At 71.8% G+C, this 7,215-nt stretch carries 8 protein-coding genes; 2 read left to right on the top strand and 6 right to left on the bottom strand.

All coding sequences use genetic code 11. The features are described from left to right. Positions 1-95 precede the first annotated feature (95 nt). On the bottom strand, positions 96-659 hold the full coding sequence (locus ACFV6I_RS25910; protein WP_380427913.1) for a hypothetical protein: 564 nt from the start codon (positions 657-659) through the stop codon (positions 96-98). 195 nt (positions 660-854) lie between these two features. Further along, positions 855-1,382, bottom strand: a complete 528-nt coding sequence (locus ACFV6I_RS25905) for a MarR family winged helix-turn-helix transcriptional regulator (RefSeq protein ID WP_063351887.1) — start codon at positions 1,380-1,382, stop codon at positions 855-857. Between the two features lie 168 nt (positions 1,383-1,550). Here ACFV6I_RS25905 and ACFV6I_RS25900 point away from each other — a divergent pair, with 168 nt between their 5' ends. Further along, the gene (locus ACFV6I_RS25900) at positions 1,551-2,750 is read left to right on the top strand and encodes an FAD-dependent monooxygenase (RefSeq protein WP_380427911.1); all 1,200 of its coding nucleotides are present in this window, start codon (positions 1,551-1,553) and stop codon (positions 2,748-2,750) included. 137 nt (positions 2,751-2,887) lie between these two features. Here the strand turns inward: ACFV6I_RS25900 and ACFV6I_RS25895 are convergent, their stop codons facing one another. Both ACFV6I_RS25895 and ACFV6I_RS25890 read right to left on the bottom strand, forming a co-directional pair. Further along, positions 2,888-3,451 (bottom strand): DoxX family protein, encoded by a 564-nt coding sequence (locus ACFV6I_RS25895; RefSeq protein ID WP_079136441.1) that lies wholly within the window; start codon positions 3,449-3,451, stop codon positions 2,888-2,890. Positions 3,452-3,743: 292 nt separating this feature from the next. Next, entirely contained in the window at positions 3,744-4,325 is a 582-nt protein-coding gene (locus ACFV6I_RS25890; RefSeq protein WP_380427909.1) for a TetR/AcrR family transcriptional regulator, read from the bottom strand. Between the two features lie 84 nt (positions 4,326-4,409). Between ACFV6I_RS25890 and ACFV6I_RS25885 the strand changes: the two genes are divergently transcribed. After that, positions 4,410-5,291, top strand: coding sequence for an SDR family oxidoreductase (locus ACFV6I_RS25885; RefSeq protein WP_380427907.1), 882 nt, complete (start codon positions 4,410-4,412; stop codon positions 5,289-5,291). Between the two features lie 103 nt (positions 5,292-5,394). Here ACFV6I_RS25885 and ACFV6I_RS25880 read toward each other — a convergent pair whose 3' ends face one another. Together ACFV6I_RS25880 and ACFV6I_RS25875 are read right to left on the bottom strand one after the other, a co-directional pair. Beyond that, positions 5,395-6,255, bottom strand: a complete 861-nt coding sequence (locus ACFV6I_RS25880; protein ID WP_380427905.1) for a DUF4240 domain-containing protein — start codon at positions 6,253-6,255, stop codon at positions 5,395-5,397. 185 nt (positions 6,256-6,440) lie between these two features. After that, positions 6,441-7,070 carry an isochorismatase family protein gene (locus ACFV6I_RS25875; protein WP_063351891.1) on the bottom strand — a complete coding sequence of 210 codons (630 nt, stop codon included), beginning with the start codon at positions 7,068-7,070 and terminating at the stop codon, positions 6,441-6,443. Between the last annotated feature and the right edge of the window lie 145 nt (positions 7,071-7,215).

The raw sequence follows: 7,215 nt of genomic DNA, 5'->3' as shown, positions 1-7,215 counted from the left end.
CCGGGGCGCCGCTGCGGCGGCCGCTCCCGGGCCCGAGCGCCAACGGCCCGGGGCGGCGGGCCCGGCCCCGCCCCGCCCCACCAGCGGATGCCAGGTCAGGGGCAGGTGACGTTGAAGGTGACCTCGTGGGTGGCGGCCACGTTGCTGCCCCAGTTGCCGAGGATGTCCTTCATCTGGACGCCGTAGTAGGACCACAGCTTCCAGGTGCCGTTCTGGCAGGGGTAGGTGCTGCCGTTGCTCGCGGCACTGTTCTTGCCGGAGGCGCCGGGGAAGAGCGCGTCCTTGGTCTTGGTGCCGTCCGGGAAGGTGATCTCGTAGGAGCTGGGCTCCCAGATGCGGCAGCCGTTCGGCGGGTCCGCCCAGCCGATGATCTTCCACCAGCCGCACTCGGTCCACAGCGTCGGGTAGATCCCCCCGTCCCCGCTGTCGTAGAGGCACAGCCAGCTCTTCATCCGGCGGTCCTCGTTGCCGTTGTAGTCGACCCATTCGCCGCAGTGCGGCTCGGCGACCGTACGCGTGGACGGGGCGGCCTGGCGTGGCGCGGGGGCGGCGGGGGCGGCGGCGGCAGTTGTGGCGGTGAGGGCGAGCGCGCCGAGGGCGGCGAGGGCGGCAGCGCCCGCACGCAGCCGGCGGGCAGGCCGAGGAGGAGAAGTGATCATGGAGGCATGATGTCGCCGTCCGGGCCCTCCGATGCCGGTGGCCTCGGAGGTTTCACCCGAACGAGGTGGGGTGGGACGGGTTTTCAAGATGCCGCCTTGACCGTTCAGGTGCCGCCCTCGCGGGGTGGATGCCGGCCGCGCGTTCAGCTCGCACGGACACCCGGCGCGGCCCTCCTGAGGCTGGGGCGGGCCCGGTCAGGTGGCGGGCGGTGGCGCGCCGCCGCCGTCGTCGAGGAGGGCCAGGCGGGCGATGACGTCGTCGGCCAGCTTCGCGAGCAGGCGGCCCAGGTCCCCGCGGTCCTGGTCCGGCCAGTGCGCTATCGCGTCCGTGAACCAGCCGATCATGGACGTCGCGTAGGCGTTCGCCGCCCTCGTTCCTTCAGCGGTCGCCTCGATGAGGCTGGCACGCCGGTCGTGCGGGTCGCCGACGCGATGGACGAGGCCGCGCCGCTCCAGCGCCTGGACCTGTCGCGTGACGTGCGGGCCGACCACCTGCATCCGTTCGGCGATCTCCCCGATGCGCAGCGGCCGGTCCGCCATGTGCAGGGTCATGAGCGCGCTCAGCGCGGGGCGCTCCAGGGCGAGTCCCGCCGCCTCGGCCGCCCGTTCGGCCAGGCGGCCGCGGGTCATGGCGTTGCTCAGCTGGGCCAGCCGGGGCAGGGCCGCCCAGACGGCTGCCGCCTGCTCGTCCGCGCCGGGGTCGTCCGGCGAGTCCGCGGTCATCGGACCACCACCTCCACTTGAATACCTAACTTAGGTATCTATATCCTGGGGTTGTACCCGCTCTCCGCGGGTGCACTGTGCCGTCCATAAAGATACCTAAGGTACGCATCTTCGGCGTGACCGCCAGGAGGCGACCGCCGGGCTGCGCCACCAGGAGGAGAGCACACCGTGAACAACCACTCCGCGAACCGCAAGGTCCTCATCTCGGGCGCGAGCATCGCCGGCCCGGCCCTCGCCTACTGGCTCGACCGCTACGGCTTCGACGTCACCGTCGTCGAACGGGCGTCAGCCGTACGGGGCGGCGGGTACGCCATCGACATCCGCGGCGCCGCCCGCGAGGTCGTCGACCGCATGGGGCTGCTCCCGCAGCTGCGCGAGGCCCACGTGGACACGCGCAAGCTCTCGTTCGTGGACGCGGACGGGGCGCTCATCGGCTCCGTCGCCCCCGAGGCCGTCACCGGAGGCGCCGCAGGTCTGGACCTGGAAGTACGGCGCGGCGACCTGGCGAGCGCCCTCTACGCCCCGCTCCGCGACCGGGTCGAGTTCCTCTTCGGCGACTCCATCGCCACCCTGGACGACCGGGCGGACGGCGTCGACGTCACCTTCGACAGCGGCGCCCACTGCACCTTCGACCTGGTGATCGGCACCGACGGGCTGCACTCCAACACCCGCGGGCTGGTCTTCGGCCCCGAGGACGCGTTCCACCGCTACCTCGGCCACGTCTTCGCCGGTTTCACCCTCGCGAACGACCTGGGCCTCGCCCACGAAGGGATCATCTGGAACACGCCAGGCCGCGCGGCCGTCCTCTACGCCCACGAACCCGCCGACCGCATACACGGGTTCCTCCTCCTCAAGCGGGAGGACGCCCCCGTCGACGCCATCCGGGACCCACAGGCGCAGCGCGAACTCGTCGCCGCCGCCTTCCCCGAGCGCAGCTGGCACCTCCCGCGCCTGGTGGACGCGCTGTGCGAGGCCGACGACCTGTTCTTCGACGTCGTCAGCCAGATCCACATGCCCACCTGGTCCCGTGGCCGCGTCGCCCTCGCCGGTGACGCGGCCCACGCGACCTCGTTCCTGTCCGGCCAGGGCTCCAGCGTCTCGCTCGTCGGCGCCTACCTCCTGGCCGGAGAGCTCGCCGGCCACACCGACCACGCGGCCGCCTTCGCGGCCTACGAGCGCAAGGCGCGCCCCTTCGTCGAGCGGAACCAGGCGCTGGCCACCTCCGGCGGCACCACCCTCATCCCCGGCACCCAGGACATGCTCGACACCCGCAACGCGGCCCTGCGCAACCCCACCACCTCGGCGGGAACGGGGGGACGTGCCGCCCACAGCGGCGTGATCCTGCCGGACTACGACCACGCCGGATGACGGCGCGACCGCGTGCCGGGCTCGGCGAGTCGGACGGTTCCGCGCTGCCCAGCGGCCACACCTGCTGAGGGATGCGACGGGTTGCTGGTCCTGGCTTCGCGCACGTAGTGGTGGTCCAACGCGGTGCTGACGCGGCGCTAGAGAGTCACCCCTTGCAGGGACAGCACGATGCCCGCGCCGATGCCGCCCATCCCCAGGGCGACGGCCGCACTCCACCACCCGCCCTGGCCCCACCGGAACGGGTGGTCCAGTGCCAGGCGTCCGGGGCCGATGGCGGAGACCGCGATCGCGATCAGCGCCAGGCACAGCGGGTACTCCATGCCGCCCTTGTCGGCCCACAGGCCTCTGCCCGAGGTGACGGACATCGCGTTGATCATCACCCCGATCACGGCGGCGGCGGCCAGCGGGGTGAACAGCCCGAGGGCGAGGCCCAGGCCGCCGCACAGCTCGGAGGCTCCTCCCAGCGTGGCGAAGAGGACGCCGGGCCGGTAGCCCAGGGCCTCGAAGCCCTTACTGGTGGCATGCAGACCGGCGCCACCGAACAGGCCGAAGAGTTTCTGGGCACCGTGGCCGGCCAGCAGCAGGCCGGCCAGCCGGAGCACCAGCAGGCCGACGTCGGCGGCGGACACCGGCGGTGGATGCGTGGAGGTCGGAGCGGCACTGCGGACGGAGGTCCGCAGCCGCTCGGCGGTCAGTTTCATGGCGAAGGTCTCCTCCCGCGCGCCGCAACCGCCGCGAGCAGGAACGCCTCTCCCGAGACGAGGCGTCGACGCGCAGATCAGATCGGCCGGGCGCGACTCGCGCCGCCGTCGACCAAGTCCAGGAACAGCCGGACCGACACCGCCTCACCGGAGGCATCCGCGTGTCTCACCGATAACCCTCCGAGAAGGGAAGCCGTGATCCAGCACTCTCCGTATCCACTCTACGCGGCAGCAACAGGCGGCAGGACTCCTCGTAGCGGCCGATACGGGGCTCAGCGGAGATCGGCGGAGCTCAGTGGAGCACAGCGACTGCCGCGCGGAGTTCGTCGAACGCGGCGCGCGTGTGGGGCGCCAGCCCGCCGGGGTCCTCGTCGTGGCTGGGGTCGGTCCACCGGGCGTAGCCGAGCCTGAACGCGAGGACGCCGAGTTCGGCGGCCACCTGCGCCGTGGGTTCCGCGACGTTCCGTCGCTTCAGCGCGTCGACCATCGCCGTGGCCATGCCGATGCACTTCAGCACGTTGCGCGCCTGCAACTCCGCGTTCGCCTCGATCGCCGCGTGCAGCAGCGGGCTGAGCTCGCGGTTGAACGACGTCATCTCGCCCGATGCGCGTTCGAGTCCGGCCGCGACGGCCGTCATCGGCGTCGCGTCCGCGGGGGCGCCGTCGATGCCCTCGGCCAGCAGGCGGCTGAGCGCCGTCTGTCCCAAGGTGAGGATCTCGCGCTTGTCGGTGAAGTGGCGGAAGAAGGTGCTCCGCGTGAGCCCTGCCCGCTCGGTGATCTGAGCGACGGTCGTTTCGTCGTAGCCCTGCTCGGCGAACAGGCCTAGCGCAGCCACGACCAGGCGCTGTCGGGCATCGGGTTTCCATCGCGGCATGTTGCCAGTCTAGATGACGGGACAAGTGTCGCATCGCGTCGTACAGTGATGAGACAACAGTCGCATCACTCCTCGGAGCTCACCATGCGCGTCTTCATCACCGGCGGCACAGGCCTGATCGGCTCTGCCGTCGTCGCCGAACTACTCGCCGCAGGCCACCTGGTCACCGCCCTCGTCCGATCCGACGCCTCCGCGGCCAGCGCGAAAACCGCCGGCGCCGACGTGCTCCGCGGCGGGCTCGCCGACCTCGACGTGCTGCGGACCGGCGCGGAACAGGCGGACGGCGTCATCCACCTCGCCTTCAGCAACGACTTCAGCTCGCCCGACGCACTCGCGCGAGGGATCGCCGAGGAGAGCGCCGCACTCGCGGCCCTCGGCGACACCCTCGTCGGCACGAACAGGCCTCTCGTCACCGCGTCCGGCACGCCCCTCGTGGCGGGACGCGCCTCGACCGAGGAAGACCCGCTGCCGCTGGACGGCCCCGTCAGCGGACGCAGCCTGTCGGTGAACCGCACACTCGCACTCGCCTCACGCGGCGTGCGCAGCTCGGCGGTACGGCTGCCGCGCACGGTCCACAACCAGGGCCAGGGCGGGTTCGCCGGGCTGCTCACCAACATCGCCCGCGGCACCGGCGTCGTCGGCTACCCCGGAGACGGCGCGCAGCGCTGGCCCGCCGTCCACGCGCTCGACGCCGCCGTCCTGTTCCGGCTCGCCCTGGAGAAGGCCCCGGCCGGAAGCGCGTGGCACGCCGTCGCCGACGAAGGCGACGCGGTACGCGACATCGCCTCGGTCATCGGACGGCGGCTCGGCCTTCCGGTCGAGCCGGTGCCGCAGGAGAGTTTCGGCCCCCTCGGCCCGGTCTTCGCCGCCGACCAGCCCGCCTCCAGCGCTCACACCCGCGCCGCCCTCGGCTGGAAGCCGACGCACCCGGGCCTGCTCGCGGACCTGGAGAACATCGAAGCCTGAGCCGCCTGCCGGACGGACCGGCGACCGCCAGGGAACCCGGCCCCGCTCGCCCGCCGAGCGGGGCCGGGGCCTGCGGCGAGCGGTGCTCTGCGACAGGCGGCGCTCAGCCGCGCAGCTCGGGCCAACCGTCCGCGTTCGAGCAGGACTCGTAGTCGTAGCGGGTGAGGCGGTCCCACTCCGTCCCGGTCACGAGCTCGAACGCCTCCTCGTGCACGTAGAGCAGCGGTTCACACTGTCGCGCGGTGTACGGAGCGAACCGTTCGGGATCGTGGAACATGCTCTCGTACACGTCGCGGCCCGCAGCCACGACCGCAGCTCGCGCGTACAGGAAGTGGTCGCTCGACTGAGGGAACGGCGAGCCGTCGGGCAACACCGCCCCGGTGATCGGCAGCGTCCCGAACTGCTCCTGGTCCAGGCGGTGCAGCGCCTCGGCGAGACGTTCACCGAAGCCGATGATCTGGCCCAGCGGTTCGCGTGCGAGAACCTCGGTGAGGCGGGCGCAGGCGGTTTCGAGGCGCTCGCACGTCTCGGTACCGGCCTCGCCCCCGAGGACCTCGATCAACTGCCAGAACCGCTCCCAGGTCATCACCGGCAGGTCGAGGCCGTGGTCGACGTCGACGTCACTTCTCGCGGATGGTCCGGCACTGCCCGCCTCACGTCCGCCCTGCCCGTCCACGTCCTCGAACGGCTCGTCCACGTCTTCGAACGGCTCGTCACTCCACCGGAACCAAGCCCTGTCGTCCTGGATGTGCAGCAGGAACTCGGCGACCGGGCCCGAGGGCGAGAGCATCGACACGGTGCGCGTGATCTCGTCGTACGCGTCGTCGAAGGCCTCCCAGTCCTCCGCCTCGGACAGCGCGAGCGAACGGGCGAAGAGCGGCTGGACGGCGGGGAACGCCGTTCCCGGCACGAAGCGCCCGTGGAGCCACGGGAAGTCCGTCTCCTCGATCACGATCTCGCCCACCAGCTCTTCCTGGCGCACCAGACGCCAGACCCCGCCCTCAAAACCCATCGCACACAGCCCTTGCCACCCGTTGCCGTCCTCTTCTGCCCGGCAGCATGCCAGCTGGTACTGACAGGCGACGGGGCGAGGCACATCCCCCCGTGGTGTGGGTCGGCGATGGCCGGGTGAGGTGGGTACGCGGGCCGTTACGCGGGGCGGGCGGCCGCTGAGATCTGGCCGACCAGGACGGCGAAGGGCATGTCGAGGGCGGCGTAGAGGTCGCCGGCCTCGGGGGCGGCGTTGTCGGCCAGGGCCTCGACCATGAGGGTGGCGTAGTCGGAGACGGTGACGCCCGCCTGCTGCATGCGCAGCAGTCCCGCTTCGCGCTTGGCTTGGCTGAAGGTGCCGGAGGCGTCCACGGCGACGTACGCGTGGTGCCCGGCGGCCGTCGCGGCGATCGCGGGCAGCGCCGCGCACACTTCCAGTGACACTCCGGCGAAGATCAGCTTCTGCCGCCCGGTGGCTTCGATGGCTTCGCGGACCCGGGCGTCGTGCCAGGCGTTGACCGTGCTGCGGTCGATGATCCGCTGTCCGGCCGGCAGGGCCTGGACCAGTTCCGGGGTGGTCGGCCCCCACATGCTGTCGGCCGCGGTGGTGGTGACGACCAGGGGGATGCCGAGCACGGTCGCCGCGCGTGCCAGCGCCACCACGTTGTGCTTCAGCTCGCCGAGCGGGATGTCCCGGACACCGGACAGCAGGCCCACCTGGTGGTCGACCAGGACCACGGCGGCGTTCTCCCGGGTGACCGGCTCCAGGAACTTGCTGTGCTCGCTCATCGTGCGCTCCTTCGGGTTGAACCACGGCTCCGTTGGCGGCCAGTAGTCACTAACAAGTGAATTGAAAATTATGTGACACAGAGAGCACGAGCGCCCGCCCCCCCAGCCCGCAGAGGCAGGGACCGGGGGGGGGCGCGCGCGCCGG

It is taken from the genome of Kitasatospora sp. NPDC059803, assembly GCF_042732255.1.
Lineage (GTDB): Bacteria > Actinomycetota > Actinomycetes > Streptomycetales > Streptomycetaceae > Kitasatospora.
This window is presented reverse-complemented; position numbering and strand designations above follow the sequence as displayed.

Excerpts from the sequence above, each read along its gene's own strand:
- ACFV6I_RS25910 (WP_380427913.1), bottom strand. The coding sequence starts at position 659 with ATGATCACTTCTCCTCCTCGGCCTGCCCGCCGGCTGCGTGCGGGCGCT.
- ACFV6I_RS25895 (WP_079136441.1), bottom strand. The coding sequence starts at position 3,451 with ATGAAACTGACCGCCGAGCGGCTGCGGACCTCCGTCCGCAGTGCCGCT.
- ACFV6I_RS25885 (WP_380427907.1), top strand. The coding sequence starts at position 4,410 with ATGCGCGTCTTCATCACCGGCGGCACAGGCCTGATCGGCTCTGCCGTC.
- ACFV6I_RS25890 (WP_380427909.1), bottom strand. The coding sequence starts at position 4,325 with ATGCCGCGATGGAAACCCGATGCCCGACAGCGCCTGGTCGTGGCTGCG.
- ACFV6I_RS25875 (WP_063351891.1), bottom strand. The coding sequence starts at position 7,070 with ATGAGCGAGCACAGCAAGTTCCTGGAGCCGGTCACCCGGGAGAACGCC.
- ACFV6I_RS25905 (WP_063351887.1), bottom strand. The coding sequence starts at position 1,382 with ATGACCGCGGACTCGCCGGACGACCCCGGCGCGGACGAGCAGGCGGCA.